We start from the raw sequence: 18,733 nt of genomic DNA, 5'->3' as shown, positions 1-18,733 counted from the left end.
GGGCTTTTTCATGCCTGCTCGGTGTATCGCATCAAGGGAACCCGGGCCCCGTCTCCGCAGCTTAAGGAGGGAATTTGGCGGCCGTGGCGGCCGCCAAAGGAGGGAGACGGAGGAGACGGGGCCCGGGTTCCCTTGATGGTGCTCAATCGCGTGCCGGGTCCTGCCTGAAGAAGCCGACGAGGAGCCGATACAGCCGCGGCTGCTCGGCGAGCAGCTCACGCGGCGCGACGAAGAAGGCCTCGACGGCGACGGCGAAGAATTCCTCGGGCGCCTCGGCGCCGTAGGGATCGATGAGCGTTGCATGCCCCGCATCGACCTGGTCGCAGAACCAGTGCCATTCGGCTTCCATCGTCGCGCCCCATTGCTGCCGCAGGGCAGGGTCGTCGATGGGCGGCGCGCCGTCGGGCTCTCCATCGCGCATGTCGAGCACATGCGCGAACTCATGGATGACGACGTTGTAGACCGAGTCGTGGCCTTCCACGCGCTCGGTCGCCTCGGGCGCGATCTCGCTCCAGGCGAGCATCAGCGGGCCGCCTTCCATCGCCTCGCCGGCCAGGGTTTCGTCGTACGCGTGCACCACGCCGTCCTCGTCCATCGTCTCGCGGGCGGCGACCACTTCGCCCTCGTGCATGACGATGCCGACGAAGCCGTCGTACCAGGACAGTCCCAGCTTCAGCACCGGCAGGCAGGCCTGCGCGGCGACGGCGACGGCCACCTCGTCGGTGACCTCGAAGCCGCCGGCGCCGTGGAACTCCTTGGACGCCAGGAACAGCGAGCAGAGCCGGCGCAGCTCGGTCCGGTCCGCCTCGGAGCGCCGGGCGATGAACGGGTATTGCGACAGCGTCAGCGTCCAGAGCTCGTCGGGAATCGCGTACTGGTCAAGCAGCTGGCGCTCGCGGCGTGCGCGCCAGCGCTGGAGCAGGTCGCCGATCACGGCGAGCCGCCTCCTGCATGCGGGTCCGGCGCGGCCGCGTGCAACGGCGCGATGCGATGCAGGCCCCGGGCGTCCATCACCAGCACATCCCCGCGGCCGGGGCCGTGGTCGTAGTCCCAATCGGACAGCACCGCGCGTGCGAGGCCATCGCCGAGGTCGTGGAGCGCCGGGCGATGCGTGTGGCCGTGGATCAGCGTGTCGCAACCGGCATCGCGCAGCCAGGCCCGGGCCGCGTCGTCGTCGACATCCGCCCAGGTCGAGGGATCGCTCTGGTGCATGCGGCTCTTCGCACGCAGATGTCGCGCCAGAGCGCGTCGCGCGAAGAGCGGCATCGCGCGCAGCGCCGCCAGCACCCCGGGGCGCCGCACCACCGCGCGGGCGCGCAGGTAGCCGACGTCGCCCAGGCAGAGCTGATCGCCATGGCTCAGCAGCCAGCCGCGTCCGAAGGCTTCCAGCCGCGCCGGGTCCGGCAGCAGCCGCATGCCGGCGTCCTCGGCCATCGGCTCGCCGAGCGCGAAGTCCCGGTTGCCGTGCATGAAGAAGAGGGGTTTGCGCGCGGAGACCCCGCGCAGCAGTTCGAGCGCGAATTGCTCGAAGGTGCCGGCCTGCCAGCGCGCGTCGTCGCCGATCCAGGCCTCGAAGATGTCGCCCAGCAGGAAGATCGCATCCGCGGGCGTGGCCGACAGGTGGGCGCGCAGTCGCGCCAGCGTCGCCGGCATGTCCGGCGACAGGTGCAGGTCGGAGATCAGGTCGATCCGCCGCCAGCCGGGCCCGGCCCGCAGCGTCGCCAGGGGCGACGGCAGTCGGGGCGCGGGCGACACGGGGCGGGCGGCGGAACCGCGACTCACTCGACCGCGACGGCGCGCTCGATGATGACCGCGTCGACCGGCACGTCGTCGTGGAAGCCTGAACGGCTGGTCTTGACCTTCTCGATCTTGTCCACGACGTCCTGGCCGCCGACGACCTTGCCGAACACCGCGTAGCCCCAGCCCGACGGGCTTTCGCTCTTGAAGTTCAGGAAGTCGTTGTCGACGGTGTTGATGAAGAACTGCGCGCTGGCCGAGTGCGGCGCATTGGTGCGCGCCATCGCCACGGTGTACTTGTCGTTCTTCAGGCCGTTGTTGGCCTCGTTCTGGATCGGGGCGTCGGTGGGCTTCTGCTTCATGCCTTCCTCGAAGCCGCCGCCCTGGGCCATGAAGCCCTTGATGACGCGATGGAAGATGGTGCCGTCGTAATGGCCCTTGGCCACGTAGGCCAGGAAGTTCTCGACGGTCTTGGGGGCCTTGGCGTCATCCAGCTCGAGGGTGATCAGACCCTGGTTGGTGTGCAGTTCGACTTTCTTGCTCATGTCGGTGACTCCTTATTTCTCGACGGTGGCCTTGTGGATGAGGATGGGCGTGCCGGGCAGGTTCTGGAACGCCGGATTCTTGGGCGATGGCGCGGTCGGCACGGCCCGGATCTTGTCGACGACCTCCATGCCCTCGGACACGTAGCCGAAGACCGCATAGCCGCGGCCGTCGGCGGCGAAGCCGGGGTCCAGGGCCGGGTTGTCGACGACGTTGATGAAGAACTGCGAGGTCGCGGAGTTCGGATCGTTGGTCCGCGCCATCGCGACGCTGCCGCGGATGTTCATCAGGCCGTTGCCGGCCTCCAGCGGAATCGGCGCCTTGGTCGGGCGCTGCTTCAGGTCGGGCGTGTAGCCGCCGGTCTGGATCATGAAGTCGCCGATGACGCGATGGAAGATCACGCCGTTGTAATGGCCGGCCTTCACGTAGGCGAGGAAATTGGCGACGGTCTTGGGCGCCTTCTCGGCGTCCAGCGTGATCTTGATGTCGCCGACGCTGGTGTTCAGCTTGACGACCTGCGCCTGGGCGAGCGATGCCGCCAGGCTCAGCACGGCGGCGCCGGCGGCGAGCAGGAGTGGGGATGTCCTCATGGTCCTCGTGTCGGTGGGGGTGGCGGAAGGGGCGGGCGGTGATGGGCGGCGCTGTACGGCGGTTTGCGGGCCGTGGCGCGCGGTCGGCGCGCCCTCGCTGATCATCGCTGCTGGGCGCCCTTGGCGTTGTTGAACGCGGTGACGCGCTGCAGCTTGACCTTCAGCGCGGTGTCGTCGCCCAGCGCCTGCTTGAGCGCGCGTTCATACGATTGCTGGGCCAGGCGCATGAGCACGTCGCCCATGTTCTCCTGCGCCTGCGCATGGTCCGGCTGCAGGTCCAGCGCGCGGGTCAGCGCCTGGCGCGCCGCCTCGTATTCACCGCGCGCCGCATGGATGACGGCCAGGTTGTTGTAGGGATCGGCGAGGTCGGGGAAGTCCTCGGTCAGCCGGGTGAAGACCACGCGGGCCCGCTCGAGTTGCTGGGTCTCCAGCAGCATGGTGCCGAGCGCGAAGCGCAGGCGGGGGTCGTCGGGCGTGGTCTTGAGGCCGGCTTCGGCGGTCTGGATGGCCTGCTCGCGTTTGCCGGCGGCCCACTGGGCCTGGGCCTCGTCGAGCACGGCGGCGTGCGTCAGGGTCGCGCCGGTCATCGCCAGGGCGACGCAGCAGGCTCGGAACAGGGCGGGGAGTCTTGGCATAAAGTCGGGCCGCTATACTGCCGGGCATTCTAGAGCGAGCTTTCGTCTCCCGCTCGTCCCCCGGCCGGCCCTCCGCCCCACCCGCACCGCACCGTCGAATGCGCCGACGCCCAGCGACCCGTCGCTGGCCCGGCGCGACATACGTATGTCTTCCTTGCGCATCTACAACACGCTGACCCGCCAGCTGCAGCCCTTCCAACCGATCGAGCCGGGCAAGGTCCGCCTGTACGTCTGCGGTATCACCGTCTACGACCTGTGCCACATGGGGCATGCGCGGATGAACCTCGCCTTCGACGTCGTCTATCGCTGGCTGTCCGCCAGCGGCTACGACGTCACCTTCGTGCGCAACATCACCGACATCGAGGACAAGATCATCCGCCGCGCGCTGGAGCGCGGCATCACGATCCGCCAGCTGACCGACGAGATGATCGCGGCCATGCACCGCGACTTCGCGGCGCTGGGCATCGCCACGCCGACGCACGAGCCGCGCGCCACCGACTACGTCCCGCAGATGCTGGACATCATCGGCAAGCTCGAGGCCAAGGGCCTGGCCTACCACGCCGACGGCGGCGACGTGAACTACGCGGTGCGCAAGTTCGAGGGCTACGGCAAGCTCAGCGGCAAGTCGCCGGACCAGCTGCGCGCCGGCGAGCGCGTCGCGGTCGACGACGGCAAGCGCGACCCGCTGGACTTCGTGCTCTGGAAGTCGGCCAAGCCCGACGAGCCGGCCGAGGCCAAGTGGGCCAGCCCCTGGGGCGAAGGCCGTCCCGGCTGGCACATCGAGTGCTCGGCGATGAGCTGCGCGCTGCTGGGCGAGCGCTTCGACATCCACGGCGGCGGCATGGACCTGCAGTTCCCGCACCATGAGAACGAGATCGCGCAGAGCGAGGGCGCCTTCGGCCATCCCTTCGTCAACCTCTGGATGCACAACGGCTTCCTGAACATCGACGGCGAGAAGATGTCCAAGAGCCTGGGCAACTTCTTCACCATCCAGGAAGTGCTGGAGAAGTTCGACGGCGAGTCGATCCGCTTCTTCATGCTGCGCACCCAATATCGCAGCCCGTTCAACTTCAGCGACGTCAGCCTGGACGACGCGCGCACCGCGCTGCGTCGGCTCTACACCGCGCTGGACGCGGTGACGCCGGCGGAGGTGGCCATCGACTGGGCGCAGGGCCCGGCCGCCGCCTTCAAGGCCGCGATGGACGACGACTTCAACACGCCGGGCGCGCTGGCCGTGCTGTTCGAGTTGGCCAACCAGGTCAATCGCGACCGCTCCGTGCAGGATGCCGGGCTGCTCAAGGCGCTCGGTGGCGTGCTGGGCGTGCTGCAGCAGTCGCCCAAGGCCTTCCTGCAGGCCGGCGCCGGTCTGGACGAAGGCGCGATCGAGGCGCAGATCGCCGCGCGCGCCGCGGCCAAGGCGGGCCGTGACTTCGCCGAGGCCGACCGCATCCGCAAGGCGCTGCTCGATCAGGGCATCGAGCTGAAGGATTCCGCCACCGGCACGACCTGGGTTCGCGCGTCGAAGGTGGGAGAGCAGGCCTGATGGCGCGTGTGGCGACCGCCGGGGTGACCCCGGACTACTGGGACGAGGCCTGCAGACACCTGGTCAAGCGCGACCGGGTGATGAAGAAGCTGATCCCGCAATTCGGCGAAGCGCGGCTGCAGAGCCGCGGCGACGCGTTCACCACGCTGGCGCGTTCGATCGTCGGTCAGCAGATTTCGGTGAAGGCCGCGCAGAGCGTGTGGGACAAGTTCGCCGAGCTGACCTCGGGGCCGTCCAACCGCATCAAGCCGACCGAGGTGCTGGGCCTGGAGAAGGCGGCGCTGCGCGAGGTCGGCCTGTCGGTGCGCAAGGTCGAGTACCTCAGCGACCTGGCGCAGCATTTCGAGTCGGGCCAGGTCCATGTGCGCCAATGGGCGCAGATGGAGGACGAAGCCATCATCGAGGAACTGGTCGCGATCCGCGGCATCGGCCGCTGGACGGCCGAGATGTTCCTGATCTTCCACCTGATGCGCCCGAACGTGCTGCCGCTGGACGACCTGGGATTGCTGAAAGGCATCAGCCAGCACTACTTCAGTGACGAGCCGGTGTCGCGGGCCGAGGCCCGTGAACTGGGCGAAGGTTGGGCCCCGTATCGCTCGGTGGCCACATGGTACATTTGGCGGAGCCTCGATCCGCTACCCGTGGATTACTGAGAATGAGCAAGAAACACTTCCTCGAATTCGAGCAGCCCATCGCCGAGCTCGAAACCAAGATCGACGAACTCCGCTACGTGCAGAGCGAGTCCGCGGTGGACATCTCCGAGGAGATCGACCGCCTGGGCAAGAAGAGCCACCAGCTGACGAAGGACATCTACGCGAATGTCCTGCCGTGGCAGGTCTATCAAGTGGCTCGCCATCCGCAACGTCCGCAGACGCTGGACTACTGCGCCGAAGTCTTCACCGAATTCCAGGAGCTGCACGGCGACCGCCATTTCGCGGATGACGCCGCGATCGTCGGCGGCCTGGCACGCTTCAATGGCCAGGCCTGCATGGTCATCGGCCACCAGCGCGGCGCCGACGCCAAGGAGCGCACGCTGCGCAACTTCGGCATGCCGCGCCCGGAGGGCTATCGCAAGGCGCTGCGCCTGATGAAGCTGGCCGAGAAGTTCGGCCTGCCGGTCTTCACCTTCATCGACACGATGGGCGCATACCCCGGCATCGGTGCCGAGGAACGCGGGCAGTCCGAGGCGATCGGTCGCAACATCTTCGAGATGGCCCAGCTGGAAGTGCCCATCGTCGCGACGGTGATCGGCGAGGGCGGCTCCGGCGGCGCGCTGGCCATCGGCGTGGCCGACCAGGTGCTGATGCTGCAGTTCTCCGCCTACTCGGTGATCTCGCCCGAAGGCTGCGCGTCCATCCTCTGGAAGACCGCCGCGCGCGCGTCCGAGGCCGCCGAGGCCCTGGGCATCACCGCGCATCGCCTCAAGGCCCTGGGCCTGATCGACAAGATCGTCAACGAGCCGGTCGGCGGCGCGCACCGCGATCCGAAGCAGATGGCTTCGAACCTGAAGCGCGCCCTTGGTGATGCGCTGCGCCAGGTCTCCGACCTGAAGACCAAGGATCTGCTGGAGCGCCGCTACGAGCGCCTGCAGGCCTATGGTCGATTCAGCGACACCAAGAGCCGCTGATCCCGCCGAATCCGCCACCCTCGGCGATCCGGCACCACGCCGCGTGATCGCGGTCGCCTGCAGCGGCGGCCGCGACTCGACGGCGCTCCTCCATGCCACCGCCAGCGCGGCCCGTTCATTCGGTGCCCGGGTGGTGGCGCTGCACATCCATCACGGCTTGAGCGCCCACGCGGACGCGTGGCTCGCGCAGCTGCGCGAGCAGGTGACCGAGTGGGCCGCGCAAGGGCTGCCGGTGGAGTTCGTTCATGAACGCCTGACGGACGCGCCGGCGTCTGGCGACAGCACCGAGGCGTGGGCCCGTGCCGGCCGCTATGAGGCGCTGCAACGCCTGGCTCTGGCCGCCGGCGCCGACTTGCTGCTGCTGGCGCACCACCGCCGCGACCAGGCCGAGACCTTCCTGTTGCAGGCCCTGCGGGGCGCCGGTGTCGCGGGCCTGTCCTCGATGCCGCGCGCGCAGTGGCGCGACGGTGTCTGCTGGGCTCGCCCCTGGCTGGACCATCCGCGGGAAGCGATCGAGGCTTATGTCCACGAGCACCAGCTGCGCTTCGTCGACGACAACAGCAATGACGATCCACGCTTCGCGCGCAACCGGCTGCGCCAGACCCTCTGGCCGGCGCTGATGGCGCAGGGCGCGGGCGCGGAAACCGCATTGGTGCGCGCGGCTGGATGGGCGCAGGAAGCGGTTGAACTCCAGCGCGAGGTGGCCGAGGATGATCTCGCGCGATGGGCCGATGCGAGCGGCCTCGCGCAGGCGATGCTGACGTCCCTCAGCCCGGCGCGCGCGACCAACGCGCTGCGGGCCTGGCTGCATCGCGTCACCGGACGGGCGGCACCGGCCACGCTGATCCGACGGCTCCTCGACGAAGCGCCCGCTGCCACGGTGGCGCGATGGCCGCTGGGCGCTCCGAGCTCGATGGGCGATGCTGAACTGCACCTCTATCGCGGCCGCTTCTTCGTGCAGGCCCGCTCGAAGACGCCGCCTCTCGCGCGCGCGGAGGCGTTGCCGGCGTCGCTCATCGGACTGGGCATCGCCATGAGTCCCTCCGCGCCGCGCGAGCGCCTCGACCTCGCGCGCGCCGGCCACCACCCGATCCCGTCGTGGGGTGGTGCATTCGATGTCGAACCCGTGACCACGGGGGGCGTCGCGCTTTCTGCGCTCAGCAATGTCGAGTTGCGCCGGCGCGAAGGCGGCGAGCAGTTCCAGTCGCATCCCAAGGGCCTCGCGCGGGCGCTGAAGAAATGCTGGCAGAGCGCGGGAATCCCCGCTGTCCAGAGGGAAGGGCCCCTGGTCTACGTCGACGGACGCCTGCTCTTCGTGCCCGGCCTGGGCCTGGATGCGCGCTGGCGTTCGGACGCCGGAGAAGCACAAATGACGCTGCGATGGGTGCCGGATGCATGCGGATCACGCATGGGCAGCGACGTTGCGGGCAAGGGCGCGTCTTAGAATCGCCCGCTGTGGTCGCGGTGCACCTCCTTCCCGCGCTAACGCGGACGCCGCCAGGGCGTCCCACCAGCAGTCTCTGACACTCCCATGGCATTGATCGTTCACAAGTACGGCGGCACCTCGATGGGGTCGACCGACCGTATCCGCAATGTCGCCAAGCGCGTCGCCAAATGGGCGCGGGCCGGCCACCAGATGGTGGTGGTCCCCTCGGCGATGAGCGGCGAGACCAACCGCCTGCTCGGCCTGGCCAAGGAACTGTCGCCCGGCAGTTCTTCGCCGTCGCTGATGCGCGAACTCGACATGATCGCCTCCACCGGCGAGCAGGTCTCGGTGGGCCTGCTGGCCATCGCGCTGCAGGCCGAGGGCATGGACGCGGTCAGCTACACCGGCTGGCAGGTCGGCGTGTCGACCGACAACTCGTACACCAAGGCCCGCATCGAAAGCATCGACGACGCGAAGGTCAAGGCCGACCTGGATGCCGGCAAGGTCGTCGTGATCACCGGCTTCCAGGGCGTGGACGAGGACCGCAACATCACGACGCTGGGTCGCGGCGGCTCCGACACGTCGGCGGTGGCGATCGCCGCGGCGATCAAGGCCGACGAATGCCTGATCTACACCGACGTCGACGGCGTCTACACCACCGATCCGCGCGTCGTGCCGGAAGCCCGGCGCATGAGCACCATCAGCTTCGAGGAGATGCTGGAGATGGCGTCGCTCGGCTCCAAGGTGCTGCAGATCCGCTCGGTGGAATTCGCCGGCAAGTACCGCGTGCCGATGCGCGTGCTGAGCAGCTTCACGCCGTGGGACATCGACATCAACGAGGAAGCCAAGTCCGGCACCCTGATCACTTTTGAAGAGGACGAACAAATGGAACAAGCCGTCGTCTCCGGCATTGCATTCAACCGCGACGAGGCCAAGGTGACGCTGCTGGGCGTGCCGGACAAGCCCGGCATCGCGTTCCAGATCCTGGGCCCGGTGGCCGACGCCAACATCGATGTCGACGTCATCATCCAGAACGTGTCGCAGGACGGGAAGACCGACTTCTCCTTCACCGTGCACCGCAACGACTACCAGCGCGCGATGGAGCTGCTGGAGAAGACCGTCGGCCCGGCGGTGCAGGCCGCCAAGGTGATCGGCGACCAGCGCATCTGCAAGGTGTCCATCGTCGGCATCGGCATGCGCTCGCATGTGGGCGTGGCGTCGAAGATGTTCCGCTCGCTGTCGGAAGAGGGCATCAACATCCAGATGATCACGACCAGCGAGATCAAGACCTCCGTCGTCATCGACGAGAAGTACATGGAACTGGCCGTGCGCGCGCTGCATCGCGCGTTCGATCTGGACCAGGAAATCGAGGCCTGAGCGCCGGTCGCACGGCGATTCAACCGGAGTTTCGGTTGAGGGCCTGGAAAGCCATGCTATAGTCGCTGCTTCTCCGGTTGGAGACGTGACCGAGTGGCCGAAGGTGCTCCCCTGCTAAGGGAGTATGCGGGCAAAACCTGCATCGAGGGTTCGAATCCCTCCGTCTCCGCCAACCAGATGTGAAACCCCCGCAGCGCAAGTTGCGGGGGTTTTCGCATTCAGGGCCGGCATGCTTGGCCCGATGTGGCCTACAGTGGGTCGCATGTACACGCCCAAGCATTTCGACCTGCCGGATCTCTCGCACGCGCGGTTGATGATCCAGGAGCATCCGTTGGCCACGCTGATGCTGATCGATCCCACGCACGGCCTGTCGGCGACACCGGTGCCGATGATCTGGGGCGCGCCGAGCGAGGCGTCGAGCAGCGCGACGGGCCAGGCGTCGACCGGCGAGGGCTGGTGGCTCGAGGGCCACCTCGCGCGCGCGAACCCGCATGTGGCGGCGCTGATGTCCGGCGAGATCGGCGAGGTGCTGGTGCAGTTCAACGGGCCTGGCGCGTACATCTCGCCCAGCCACTACGACACGCCGCTGTCGGTGCCGACCTGGAACTACCTGACCCTGCAGGTCCATGGCGGCGTGCAGGTCATCGACGACGAGGCCGGCAAGGATGCGCTGCTCAAGCGCCTGATCGCGACGCAGGAGCCCGATTACGCCGCGCAATGGCGCGGTCTGCCGGCGGACTTCCAGCGCAAGCTGCTGGGCGCGATCGTGGGTTTCCGCATCCCGGTCGAGCGCTGGACGATGAAGGCCAAGCTCAGCCAGAACCGCACCGCCGACGAACGGGCGCGGATCCTCGCGCACCAGGAGCACCATGGCTCGCTCGAGGAGCAGATGCTGGCGCGCTGGGTGCGCGAGCTCGCGCCGCGCTGATCGCCTGCGCTCACATGCTCACGTAGTTCGGACCGCCGCCACCTTCCGGCGTGACCCAGACGATGTTCTGCGTCGGGTCCTTGATGTCGCAGGTCTTGCAGTGCACGCAGTTCTGCGCGTTGATCTGCAGGCGCTGCGCGCCGGCGTCGCCGACGAACTCGTACACACCGGCCGGGCAGTAGCGGCTTTCCGGGCCGGCGTACTTCGCCAGGTTGACGTCCACCGGCACGCTGTCGTTCTTCAGCGTCAGGTGCGCCGGCTGGTTCTCCTCATGGTTCGTGTTGGACACGAACACCGACGACAGCCGGTCGAAGGTCAGCTTGCCGTCGGGCTTCGGATACTCGATCTTCGGCATCTCCGACGCCGGGCGCAGGTAGGCGTGATCAGGCTTGTCGCGATGCAGCGTCCACGGCGGGCTCTTGATGCCGATCTTGGGCAGCAGCCACTGCTCGATGCCGGTCATCAGCGTGCCGACGGTGTTGCCCTTCTTGAACCAGGTCTTGAAGTTGCGCGATTGATCGAGTTCCTCGCGCAGCCAGCTGCGCTCGAAGGCGGCGGGGTAGGCGCTGAGCTCGTCGAGTTGACGGCCCGCGGCGATCGCCTCGGCGATCGCGTCGGCGCACATCATCCCGGACTTGATCGCGGCATGGCTGCCCTTGATGCGCGCGGCGTTCAGGTAGCCGGCGTCGTCGCCCACCAGCGCGCCGCCGGGGAAGACCTGCTTGGGCAGGCTCAGCAGGCCGCCCGCGGTGATCGCGCGCGCGCCATAACCCAGGCGCTTGCCGCCTTCGATGTGCTTGCGGATCGCGGGGTGCGTCTTCCAGCGCTGCATTTCCTCGAAGGGCGACAGCCACGGATTCTTGTAGTCGAGTCCGACCACGAAGCCCAGCGTCACCTTGTTGCCCTCGAGGTGGTACAGGAAGCCGCCGCCGTAGGTCTCGCTGTCCATCGGCCAGCCGGCGGTGTGCACCACCAGGCCCGGCTGCGCCTTGTCGGCCGGCACTTCCCACAGCTCCTTGATGCCGATGCCGTAGGTCTGCGGATCCTTGCCGGCGTCGAGCTGGAACTTCGCGATCAGCTGCTTGCCCAGGTGGCCGCGCGCACCCTCCGCGAAGATCGTGTACTTGCCGTGCAGCTCCATGCCGAGCTGGAAGCCCTCATGCGGCTCGCCGTCCTTGCCCAGGCCGACGTTGCCGGTGGCCACGCCCTTGACGCGACCCTGCTCGTCGTAGACGACCTCGGCGGCGGCGAAGCCGGCGAAGATCTCCACGCCCAGCGCCTCGGCCTGCTGCGCCAGCCACTTGGTGACGTTGCCCAGCGAGATGACGTAGTTGCCCCCGTTGTGGAAGCAGCCCGGGATCAGGAACTGCGGCGTGTCGGTGTGGCCGGACTCGCTCAGGAACAGCACCTGGTCGCCGGTGACGGGCTGGTTCAGCGGGGCGCCCAGTTCCTTCCAGTTGGGGAACAGCTCGGTGAGGGCCTTGGGGTCCATGACCGCGCCCGACAGGATGTGGGCGCCGGCCTCCGAGCCCTTCTCCAGCACGACGACCGAGATCTCCTGGCCCTTTTCGGCCGCGATCTGCTTGAGCCGGATCGCCGTGGCCAGGCCCGCGGGACCACCGCCGACGACCACCACGTCGTAGTCCATGCTGTCGCGGGGACCGTACTGGGCAACAAGTTCTTCGGAGGTCATGGTCATCCTTGCTCGTTCTAGTAAGAGGCCTGGCCGCGACCGCGCGGTCGGCGGGCGGGGGCCGGCTCGCGGTCTGGCTGGGGCGGGTTGCGGCGCATTCTAGCCGCGCGATCAAAAAAAAGAACGGTCGTGCTTTTTGTGAACTAGAGAGGGACGTCGACAGCGCGATGTCCGGTCGCGCCGACCCGAATGGGGGTGCTGCGCGCGAGGCGGGCGCCGTACCATGCCTGCCTCCATGGTGAGCAGAGGACCTCATGACCATCCACATCCAACGCGACAGGACCGGCCCGATGCGGCAGACGGTGCGCATCCGCGACCACCAGTTCACCGCCGACCAGCCGGTGTCCGGCGGCGGCGAGGACGCCGGCCCGGACCCGCATGAGCTCTACGACTCGGCGCTGGGCACCTGCAAGGCGCTGACGGTGCTCTGGTATGCGCAGCGCAAGGGCCTGCCGCTGGAGGACGTGCTGGTGGAGGTCGAGCGCGACGGCTCCCAGGAGCGGCAGGGGCTGTACAAGCTCAAGGCCACGCTCACCTTCGTCGGCGACCTGACGGACGAGCAGCGCCAGCAGCTGCTCGCCGTCGCCGAGAAGTGCCCGGTCCACAAGCTGATGACGCAGGTGACGACCGAGATCCAGACCGTGATGGCGGGCTGAGGTCGGCGCGGCGCGGCCCGCGTGCTATCGTGCCCGGCACCTTGTCCGGTCACACGAGAAGTTTTGCGAGAGACCTTGCCATGAGCTACAGCATCGATCTGGAGGGCCGCGTGGCCCTCGTCACGGGCGCGTCCAGCGGCTTGGGCGCGCAGTTCGCGAGAACCTTGGCCAAGTCGGGCGCCTGCGTGGTGCTGGCGGCGCGGCGCGTGGAGCGGCTCAAGGCGCTGCGCGCCGAGATCGAGGCCGGCGGCGGCGACGCGCACGTGGTGCAGCTGGACGTCACCGACATCGACAGCATCAAGGCCGCGGTCGCCCGCGCGGAGACCGAGGTCGGCACGCTCGACATCCTGATCAACAACTCCGGCGTGAGCACGACCCAGAAGCTGGTGGACGTGACGCCGGAGGACTACGACTTCGTGATGGACACCAACGTGCGCGGCGCGTTCTTCGTCGCGCAGGAGGTCGGCAAGCGGATGCTGGCCCGCGCGCGCGGCGCCGCGCCGGGCACCTACACCGGCGGCCGCATCGTCAACATCGCGTCGATGGCGGGCCTGCGGGTGCTGTCGCAGATCGGCGTGTATGCGATGAGCAAGGCGGCGGTGGTGCACATGACGCGCGCGATGGCGCTGGAGTGGGGCAAGTTCGACATCAACGTCAACGCGATCTGCCCCGGCTACATCGACACCGAGATCAACCACCACCATTGGCAGACCGAGCAGGGCCGCAAGCTGGTGGAGCTGCTGCCCCGCAAGCGCGTGGGCACGCCGCAAGACCTGGACACGACGCTGCTGATGCTGTGCGCCAAGGAGAGTCGCTTCATCAATGGCGCGATCATCCAGGCCGACGACGGCTTCGGCGTCTGAGCCGGACGGGCCGGACCGACAAGACCGAGAGAACTGAAAGAAGCGAGCCGATGGCGGTGAGAGAACTGAGCGCGCTCGAGGCGCGCGTGCTGGCGGTGCTGGTGGAGAAGGCGTCCACGGTACCGGACAGCTATCCGATGTCGCTGAACAGCCTGACGCTGGGCGTGAACCAGAAGACGGCGCGCGATCCGGTGATGAACGCGGGCGAGTCCGACGTGGCCGCGGCCCTGGACGAGCTCAAGGCGATGAGCCTGGTGAACAGCGTGAGCGGCAGCCGCGTGGCGCGCTTCGAGCACAACATGAAGCGGGTGTACGGCATCCCGGGCCAGGCCGAGGCGCTGCTGGCGGTGCTGATGCTGCGCGGGCCGCAGACCTCGGCGGAGCTGCGGATCAACTGCGAGCGGCTGCACCGCTTCGCCGACGTCTCGTCGGTGGAGGGTTTCCTGGAGGAGCTTGCGACGCGCGAGCCGGCGCTGGCGCTGAAGCTGCCCAAGGCCCCCGGCGCGCGCGAGGCGCGCTGGGCCCACCTGCTCAGCGGAGCGCCGGAGATCCCGGTGGGCGGCGTTGCATCGTCGGGCGCGTCGTCGTCATCGTGGTCGTCCGGCGGCGCGCGCGACGAGGAACTCGCCGCGCTGCGCGCCGAGGTCGAGCAGCTCAAGGCGGCGGTGGCGCGCATCCAGACCGAGCTCGGCCTCGGCTGAGGCCGGCCTAGTCCGGCCCGCGCGCCGGATCCTTCGTCAGATCTTCACCGCGGCCTTCAGGCTGTCGCGCGCGGCCTGGTTGAGGCGGACCTGGTACGTGAGGAAGGTCAACTGGTCGACGAGCGTGGCGCCCGCGGGGTTCGACACCCACGAGCCGGCGCCCAGCAGCGTGCCGTCCTTGATCATCGAGCCGGTGTAGACGTTGCCACCCAGTTCGAAGTAGATGCGGTACTGGACCGTCGCGCTCAGCGTGCTCGACTGCGGACGCGGCGACGACGCGACCCAGATCGGCACGCCGCCGACGGTCCGGATCTCGCCGTCGGCCAGGTGGTAGGTGCGGCCATCGCTGTTGGAGGTGAAGCCCGCGCTCAACACGTCCGTCAGCGTGCTGCCGTCGACGCAGGAGGACACGGCCGGCCCGGCCGTGATGCCGCGGCAGTCGAAGACGTCGTAGCGGTCGCCAGCGGCCTTCTGCGTGTACTTCAGGTAGCCGGCGCCGGCGGCGAAGGTGGCGGTGCTGTCGAGCACGCCGGAGTTGGCGAACACCGCGTTGTAGAAGTGCTTGAACTCGTCCGGCGCGCTGCCCAGTGCGCCGGTCAGCGCCACGGCCTGGTACTCGCTGCGGATCGTCGAGTACGCCACCGTCGTGTTGTCGCTGGCCAGGATGTCCATGCGCACGTCGCTGCCGACATAACTCGCGCGCTGGGCGCCGCCGGTGGACGGCACCACCCGCACGGCGCCGTCCTTGAGCACCCGCGTGTCCGCCGGCGTGAGCAGCGTGAGGTTGGCGGCGAGCGAGGTCGGATCGCTCTGGCGATAGGTCTGCGGGCCGTTCGTCAGCGGCGACAGCGCGAGCTGGCCGAAATCGGAGATCAGGAAGCTTGAGCCCTTCACCTGCGGGCCGCTGAGCCGCAGCGACCACAGCAGGTTGAAGTTGCCCGGCTGCGGGCTGAGGATGGTGCTTTCGAAGGCCTGCTGGTTGGCGCTGAGCTTGAGCGTCAGCTGCGCGGCGTTGCTGGTGACGCTGCCGCCCTTGTTGGACACCACCACCGTGTAGCGGTCGCCGTGGTTGGCGTAGGTGGCCGGCGGCGTCGTGTAGCTCGTGGAGGTCGCGCCGGCGATGTCGGCGCCGTTGCGCTTCCATTGGTAGACGAGGTCGCTGCCGGATGCGGTCACCGTGAAGCTGGCGGTGGCGTCGGTCAGCACGCTGGCATTGGCCGGCTGCGTCTGAAACGTGGGCGCGGTGGCGGTCCCGCCGGTCGGCGTGCTGGGCGTACTCGGTGTACTGGGCGTGCCGGCCGTCGGCGGGTTGTTGGTGCCGGTCAGTGGGGTGCCGGCCTCGCCGCCGCCACCGCCGCAAGCGGCGACCAGGATGGCAACGGCCGCCAGGATGGCGGCGTTCTGGTGTCTCGTCGAGACCATGGGATCCTCCCTCGAAAGCAATGCGCAGGCGGAGGTCCGAGGCCACGGCCTCCGCGGTGTTGTGGGCGGCGAGTATAGGAAGGGGCCACGTGAGGAATCCGTGACGGTGTGGCGTGGAAGTTCACACGCGCGCAACAAGACGGTGCGGGGCGGTGCATTTGCACGCCTGGGCTGGGAATCGCCGACCCGCGCAGGCCCGGGCATCAGCCTTGCTCCGTGGGTCGATGTGGCGCGGGCGCGCGCCGACCCATCGACCCCCACGCATCGACCCCATGCAGGACCGTCCCTCCACGCCGATGCCCTGGCGGCTCCCGTCCGCCGAATTCGGTCCCGCCCGGCTGGAATGGCCCGGAGGGAGCGTCGACATCGCGCGGCTCCGGCTCCGCGATGCCGTCCTGGCGTGGCCGGGTGACGGCAGCCTGCCCAGCGGCACCGCCGCGGAGCTCGAGCTGTCGACGCTGAGCCTCCAGGCCCACCTGCCGCTTCCCGAGGCGCCGGCCGAGGTGCAGCAGGCGGTGGCGTCGGCCGGGCGCGCGGAACGCTGGCGGCTGGAGCCCCTCGAGCACCTGGACGGCGCGGTGCATGCGGTGATCACCGATGCCGCCTTGCTGTTCGACGCCCGCGTCACGGTGCCGGTCTCCGCCGGCGAGGTCGACTTCAACCAGGCCAGCGTCGAGCACATCGGTCCGGACTCCCGCATGGGCATCAGCCGGATGGGGCTGTACGTCGATGCGCCCGGCGGGCGGACGTATCTGCTGCAATTCGCGACGCCGGCCCAGGCCGGCGTCCGCTACGAGCAGCGCAGTGCGCTGCTGGGCCACTGGACCACCGACCGCGGGCAGCTCTCGCTGCGGCCCTTCCTGGAGGCGATGCTGGCGCAGATGGCGCGGACCGGACCACGCGCCGGCGGTGGTTTCACCGCCCAGGCGCGCGCCCTGTTCGCCCGCACCGCGATGCGCGGCGAGCTGCGTCCGGGCGACGGCGTGATCGACCTGGGGCCTTTGCAGCTCCGCCTGGTCGGCCGCGCCGAAGGCCGCAACACCGCGCTGCTGGACAGCGCCGCCGTGGGCCGCGGCCTGAGCCTGTCGCTCGACGATGTCGCCCTGGCGGACCTGCGGCTCCGGATCGGGGAGCGCGAACTGCGCGCCGGCCGCGGCAGTGCGCGGCTGCGGCTGCGCGTCCAGGTGCGCGACGACGGCCTGGCCATCGACCTCTCGCTCGGCACGCTGATCCTGCGCGACGTGCGGCTTGGCGCTCCGACCGACGCGACGCCGCCCACCGCCGGCGCCGCCGGGAGCGCGTAGCATCGCGGGTTCCATGAAACGCACCCTCTTCGGCCTCGTGCTCTCGGCGCTGGTCACGCTCTTCTTCCTCTGGCTGATCACGCGCGGCTTCGGCCAGTTGATGGGCCTGCTGCGGGAACTCCGGCAGCCTGGCCAGGGCGGCGGCGCCATGCCGCTGCTCGTCATCGGCCTGGCGGTGTTCGTGCCGCTGCTGATCTACCGCCTGCGCAAGGCGCGCCGGTCACGCGCGGCCCGGCGCGACGCCGCCCGCTGACGCGCGGCGTCCCGCGCGAATCGCGGCGGCCGCCACCTGACGCGTCCGTGAAACATCCCCGCGTCCCCCCAGGTTGAAGGTCCAGCCTGCTTCCCATCCGGCGAGCGATATGGAAGATGGGCGGCATGGATGCCTTCCGCCTGATCTCGATCCGGCTGCGCGCGCTGTTCGCCCTGGCGGCGCTGCTCGGCGCCGGTGCCGCCCCGGCCCAGACCGCCATCGTCATCGGCGGCGCGCTGCGCATGGACAACGACGCCGTCTGGCAGCGCATCGTCGACGAGGCCGGCGGCCCCGGCCAGGCGCGCTTCGCCGTGCTCGCCACCGCCGCGGCCAATCCGGAACTCTCGGCCCGCCTGATCATCGACGCGCTCAAGCGCCATGGCGCGCAGGCCGAGCACATCCCCGTCGCGCCGCGGCTCGAGGGCGTCGACCTGCAGCGCAACCTCAACGACCCGGCCCTGATCGGCAAGATCCGCGCCTCCAATGCCGTGTTCTTCTCCGGCGGTGCGCAGGGCTTCATCGTCGACACGCTGCAGCCCGGCGGCCGCCGCACCGAGATGCTCGACGCGATCTGGGAGGTCTACCGCCGTGGCGGCGTCGTGGCCGGCACCAGCGCCGGCGCGGCGATCATGAGCCGCGTGATGTTCCGCGACGCGCTCAACGTCATGGAGGTGATGCGCGGTACGCTGCGCGAGGGCCAGGAGATCGACCGCGGCCTGGGCTTCGTCGGCGACGAGCTTTTCGTCGACCAGCACTTCCTCAAGCGCGGTCGCATCGGCCGCATGCTGCCGCTGATGATGGCCAAGGGCTACCGCTTCGGGCTGGGCGTGGAGGAGAACAGCGCCGCCGTCGTGCGCGGCGACCGCATCGACGTCATCGGGGGACGCGGCGCGCTGCTGGTGGACCTGCGCGACGCGCGCAGTGATCCGACGCTGGGCATGTTCAACCTCCGCGGCGCGCGGCTCAGCTACCTCGACAACGGCGACCGCCACGACCTGCGCAGCGGCGTCACCAGCCCGGCAGCCCGCAAGACCGCCGCCGGCGCACCGGTGCCGATCCGCGCGTCGGCGCTGGGGCAGCCGATGCCGTCGCGCGGCCCGGTCGATACCTTCCAGCCGGACATCCTCGGCGACAACCGCATCGTGCAGGCGATGAGCGAGCTGCTGCAGTCGCCGGCCAACGAGGTGCGCGCGATGGCGGCGCGCATCCGGCCCGGCGCCACCGAGCCGCGCGACCGCACCGGCTTCGTCTTCCGGCTCTATCGCGGCGCGGACACGCAGGGCTGGATCGATGCCGACGGCAACGCGCACGACGTCACGCTGCTCGACGTCCGGCTGGACGTCCGCCCGGTGCGCCTGCCCGATCCCAACGCGGCGGCGCCGGCCTCGACGCTGCCCGGCGCGACGCTGGTCGCGCCCACGGGCCTGCGCTAGCG

Annotated in this window: 19 protein-coding genes and 1 tRNA gene; 13 read left to right on the top strand and 7 right to left on the bottom strand. The window is 69.3% G+C overall.

The window, feature by feature from the left end:
* Positions 1-142 precede the first annotated feature (142 nt).
* From FHT38_RS14590 to FHT38_RS14570, 5 genes are all read right to left on the bottom strand, one after another.
* Positions 143-934, bottom strand: coding sequence for a zinc-dependent peptidase (locus tag FHT38_RS14590; RefSeq protein WP_183492195.1), 792 nt, complete (start codon positions 932-934; stop codon positions 143-145).
* On the bottom strand, positions 931-1,755 hold the full coding sequence (locus FHT38_RS14585; RefSeq protein WP_310737381.1) for a UDP-2,3-diacylglucosamine diphosphatase: 825 nt from the start codon (positions 1,753-1,755) through the stop codon (positions 931-933). The genes FHT38_RS14590 and FHT38_RS14585 overlap by 4 nt, the downstream gene beginning before the upstream one ends.
* 23 nt (positions 1,756-1,778) lie before the next feature.
* Positions 1,779-2,282 (bottom strand): peptidylprolyl isomerase, encoded by a 504-nt coding sequence (locus FHT38_RS14580; protein ID WP_091732316.1) that lies wholly within the window; start codon positions 2,280-2,282, stop codon positions 1,779-1,781.
* A gap of 12 nt (positions 2,283-2,294) precedes the next feature.
* Entirely contained in the window at positions 2,295-2,870 is a 576-nt protein-coding gene (locus FHT38_RS14575) for a peptidylprolyl isomerase (RefSeq protein WP_091732320.1), read from the bottom strand.
* 101 nt (positions 2,871-2,971) lie between these two features.
* Complete coding sequence (locus FHT38_RS14570) at positions 2,972-3,457, bottom strand: tetratricopeptide repeat protein (protein WP_183480734.1); 486 nt, start codon at positions 3,455-3,457, stop codon at positions 2,972-2,974.
* Positions 3,458-3,650: 193 nt separating this feature from the next.
* Between FHT38_RS14570 and cysS the strand changes: the two genes are divergently transcribed.
* The 7 genes from cysS (at position 3,651) to FHT38_RS14535 (ending at position 10,406) form a co-directional block, all read left to right on the top strand.
* Complete coding sequence (gene cysS / locus FHT38_RS14565) at positions 3,651-5,048, top strand: cysteine--tRNA ligase (RefSeq protein ID WP_183480732.1); 1,398 nt, start codon at positions 3,651-3,653, stop codon at positions 5,046-5,048.
* On the top strand, positions 5,048-5,701 hold the full coding sequence (locus tag FHT38_RS14560) for a DNA-3-methyladenine glycosylase (protein ID WP_091732327.1): 654 nt from the start codon (positions 5,048-5,050) through the stop codon (positions 5,699-5,701). The genes cysS and FHT38_RS14560 overlap by 1 nt, the downstream gene beginning before the upstream one ends.
* A gap of 2 nt (positions 5,702-5,703) precedes the next feature.
* Positions 5,704-6,675 carry an acetyl-CoA carboxylase carboxyltransferase subunit alpha gene (locus tag FHT38_RS14555; protein WP_091732330.1) on the top strand — a complete coding sequence of 324 codons (972 nt, stop codon included), beginning with the start codon at positions 5,704-5,706 and terminating at the stop codon, positions 6,673-6,675.
* Positions 6,644-8,119 (top strand): tRNA lysidine(34) synthetase TilS, encoded by a 1,476-nt coding sequence (tilS, locus tag FHT38_RS14550; RefSeq protein ID WP_183492194.1) that lies wholly within the window; start codon positions 6,644-6,646, stop codon positions 8,117-8,119. The genes FHT38_RS14555 and tilS overlap by 32 nt, the downstream gene beginning before the upstream one ends.
* An 87-nt stretch (positions 8,120-8,206) precedes the next feature.
* Positions 8,207-9,478: an aspartate kinase gene (locus FHT38_RS14545; RefSeq protein ID WP_183480728.1), complete on the top strand. Its 1,272-nt coding sequence runs from the start codon at positions 8,207-8,209 to the stop codon at positions 9,476-9,478.
* 79 nt (positions 9,479-9,557) lie between these two features.
* A tRNA-Ser gene (locus FHT38_RS14540) sits at positions 9,558-9,650 on the top strand.
* Between the two features lie 90 nt (positions 9,651-9,740).
* Positions 9,741-10,406 carry an FMN-binding negative transcriptional regulator gene (locus FHT38_RS14535; protein WP_183492193.1) on the top strand — a complete coding sequence of 222 codons (666 nt, stop codon included), beginning with the start codon at positions 9,741-9,743 and terminating at the stop codon, positions 10,404-10,406.
* Positions 10,407-10,416: 10 nt separating this feature from the next.
* Here the strand turns inward: FHT38_RS14535 and FHT38_RS14530 are convergent, their stop codons facing one another.
* Complete coding sequence (locus tag FHT38_RS14530; RefSeq protein ID WP_183492503.1) at positions 10,417-12,099, bottom strand: electron transfer flavoprotein-ubiquinone oxidoreductase; 1,683 nt, start codon at positions 12,097-12,099, stop codon at positions 10,417-10,419.
* Between the two features lie 254 nt (positions 12,100-12,353).
* On the opposite strand from FHT38_RS14530, the gene FHT38_RS14525 reads away from it, so the two are divergent.
* From FHT38_RS14525 to FHT38_RS14515, 3 genes are all read left to right on the top strand, one after another.
* Positions 12,354-12,755 (top strand): OsmC family protein, encoded by a 402-nt coding sequence (locus FHT38_RS14525; protein ID WP_091732340.1) that lies wholly within the window; start codon positions 12,354-12,356, stop codon positions 12,753-12,755.
* Positions 12,756-12,835: 80 nt separating this feature from the next.
* Positions 12,836-13,618, top strand: a complete 783-nt coding sequence (locus FHT38_RS14520) for an SDR family oxidoreductase (protein WP_091732344.1) — start codon at positions 12,836-12,838, stop codon at positions 13,616-13,618.
* Between the two features lie 50 nt (positions 13,619-13,668).
* Positions 13,669-14,319: a YceH family protein gene (locus tag FHT38_RS14515; protein ID WP_147240199.1), complete on the top strand. Its 651-nt coding sequence runs from the start codon at positions 13,669-13,671 to the stop codon at positions 14,317-14,319.
* 36 nt (positions 14,320-14,355) lie between these two features.
* On the opposite strand, the gene FHT38_RS14510 is transcribed toward FHT38_RS14515, so the two are convergent.
* Entirely contained in the window at positions 14,356-15,741 is a 1,386-nt protein-coding gene (locus tag FHT38_RS14510) for a hypothetical protein (RefSeq protein ID WP_183492192.1), read from the bottom strand.
* 272 nt (positions 15,742-16,013) lie between these two features.
* Between FHT38_RS14510 and FHT38_RS14505 the strand changes: the two genes are divergently transcribed.
* The 3 genes from FHT38_RS14505 to FHT38_RS14495 all read left to right on the top strand — a co-directional run bounded on the left by FHT38_RS14505 (position 16,014) and on the right by FHT38_RS14495 (position 18,731).
* Entirely contained in the window at positions 16,014-17,045 is a 1,032-nt protein-coding gene (locus tag FHT38_RS14505; protein ID WP_183492191.1) for a hypothetical protein, read from the top strand.
* 13 nt (positions 17,046-17,058) lie between these two features.
* The gene (locus tag FHT38_RS14500; RefSeq protein WP_091732360.1) at positions 17,059-17,298 is read left to right on the top strand and encodes a hypothetical protein; all 240 of its coding nucleotides are present in this window, start codon (positions 17,059-17,061) and stop codon (positions 17,296-17,298) included.
* A 125-nt stretch (positions 17,299-17,423) separates the two neighbouring features.
* Entirely contained in the window at positions 17,424-18,731 is a 1,308-nt protein-coding gene (locus tag FHT38_RS14495) for a cyanophycinase (RefSeq protein ID WP_183492190.1), read from the top strand.
* The last annotated feature ends 2 nt before the right edge of the window (positions 18,732-18,733 follow it).

Origin of the sequence: Mitsuaria sp. BK041, assembly GCF_014193085.1 — a bacterium.
GTDB lineage: Bacteria > Pseudomonadota > Gammaproteobacteria > Burkholderiales > Burkholderiaceae_C > Roseateles.
This window is presented reverse-complemented; position numbering and strand designations above follow the sequence as displayed.

Excerpts from the sequence above, each read along its gene's own strand:
- FHT38_RS14580 (WP_091732316.1), bottom strand. The coding sequence starts at position 2,282 with ATGAGCAAGAAAGTCGAACTGCACACCAACCAGGGTCTGATCACCCTC.
- FHT38_RS14575 (WP_091732320.1), bottom strand. The coding sequence starts at position 2,870 with ATGAGGACATCCCCACTCCTGCTCGCCGCCGGCGCCGCCGTGCTGAGC.
- FHT38_RS14570 (WP_183480734.1), bottom strand. The coding sequence starts at position 3,457 with ATGACCGGCGCGACCCTGACGCACGCCGCCGTGCTCGACGAGGCCCAG.
- cysS (WP_183480732.1), top strand. The coding sequence starts at position 3,651 with ATGTCTTCCTTGCGCATCTACAACACGCTGACCCGCCAGCTGCAGCCC.
- FHT38_RS14560 (WP_091732327.1), top strand. The coding sequence starts at position 5,048 with ATGGCGCGTGTGGCGACCGCCGGGGTGACCCCGGACTACTGGGACGAG.
- FHT38_RS14555 (WP_091732330.1), top strand. The coding sequence starts at position 5,704 with ATGAGCAAGAAACACTTCCTCGAATTCGAGCAGCCCATCGCCGAGCTC.
- tilS (WP_183492194.1), top strand. The coding sequence starts at position 6,644 with ATGGTCGATTCAGCGACACCAAGAGCCGCTGATCCCGCCGAATCCGCC.
- FHT38_RS14545 (WP_183480728.1), top strand. The coding sequence starts at position 8,207 with ATGGCATTGATCGTTCACAAGTACGGCGGCACCTCGATGGGGTCGACC.
- FHT38_RS14535 (WP_183492193.1), top strand. The coding sequence starts at position 9,741 with ATGTACACGCCCAAGCATTTCGACCTGCCGGATCTCTCGCACGCGCGG.
- FHT38_RS14530 (WP_183492503.1), bottom strand. The coding sequence starts at position 12,099 with ATGACCTCCGAAGAACTTGTTGCCCAGTACGGTCCCCGCGACAGCATG.
- FHT38_RS14525 (WP_091732340.1), top strand. The coding sequence starts at position 12,354 with ATGACCATCCACATCCAACGCGACAGGACCGGCCCGATGCGGCAGACG.
- FHT38_RS14520 (WP_091732344.1), top strand. The coding sequence starts at position 12,836 with ATGAGCTACAGCATCGATCTGGAGGGCCGCGTGGCCCTCGTCACGGGC.
- FHT38_RS14515 (WP_147240199.1), top strand. The coding sequence starts at position 13,669 with ATGGCGGTGAGAGAACTGAGCGCGCTCGAGGCGCGCGTGCTGGCGGTG.
- FHT38_RS14510 (WP_183492192.1), bottom strand. The coding sequence starts at position 15,741 with ATGGTCTCGACGAGACACCAGAACGCCGCCATCCTGGCGGCCGTTGCC.
- FHT38_RS14505 (WP_183492191.1), top strand. The coding sequence starts at position 16,014 with ATGCAGGACCGTCCCTCCACGCCGATGCCCTGGCGGCTCCCGTCCGCC.
- FHT38_RS14500 (WP_091732360.1), top strand. The coding sequence starts at position 17,059 with ATGAAACGCACCCTCTTCGGCCTCGTGCTCTCGGCGCTGGTCACGCTC.
- FHT38_RS14495 (WP_183492190.1), top strand. The coding sequence starts at position 17,424 with ATGGATGCCTTCCGCCTGATCTCGATCCGGCTGCGCGCGCTGTTCGCC.